This is a genomic window from Paraburkholderia sp. EG286B (assembly GCF_040965655.1).
Classification (GTDB): domain Bacteria; phylum Pseudomonadota; class Gammaproteobacteria; order Burkholderiales; family Burkholderiaceae; genus Paraburkholderia.
The window spans coordinates 1-741 of sequence record NZ_JBFRCF010000140.1 but is presented as its reverse complement, the minus strand read 5'-3'; the positions used below and the strand labels follow the sequence as shown (position 1 = coordinate 741).

Annotated in this window: 1 protein-coding gene; it reads right to left on the bottom strand. The window is 59.0% G+C overall.

The genetic code is table 11. The features are described 5' to 3' along the window. The coding region (locus AB4Y42_RS44105) for an AMP-binding protein (protein WP_368697877.1) at positions 1–741 on the bottom strand (741 nt) is incomplete at both ends.

Genomic DNA, 741 nt, shown 5'->3' with positions numbered 1-741 from the left:
TGGCGATGAACCGCTCCGCCGTCAGCTCCGGCCGGTTCAGGTACCCGCGCGCAACGCCGGCCCCGCCAATGTAAAGCTCACCCATCACCCCGAACGGAACAGGCGCGCCATGACCGTCCAGAAGATAGACTCGAAGATCGGAGATGCGCTTTCCAATAAGACTGCCCGAGGCGGTGGTGTCAGACTGATCAAGAGGCCGATAGGTGACATGCACGGTCGTTTCCGTGATGCCGTACATATTGATCAGTTGTGGGGCGCGATCTGAATGCCTTGCATACCACGGCTTCAGAATCGATGGCTCCAGAGCCTCCCCACCGAAAATCACATAGCGAAGGCGGTTTCGAACGCTGCTCTGCTCCAGATCCATGAGAGCTTTAAAAGCCGAGGGGGTCTGGTTCAGAACTGTGACGCCGGACTTGCAGATGACATCATGGAAGTCAGGGGCGGACAGAGCAGTATGGCTCGGCACAAGAATTAAACGGCCGCCATAGCGGAGCGCGCCCCACAACTCCCAAACAGAGAAGTCGAACGAGAAGGAATGGAACAGGCACCATACGTCATGTTCCGTGAAACGATAACAGCTCTCGGTTGCCTCGAACAATCGCACGATTTGAGCATGCTCGACCATGACGCCCTTGGGCGTGCCTGATGATCCCGAGGTGTAGATCACGTAGGCGAGGTGGCGCGCGCTCAGGCCGAGCGTGCGCGGGTCCGGATCGGAGGCCGGCAGGTTCGCCCAGG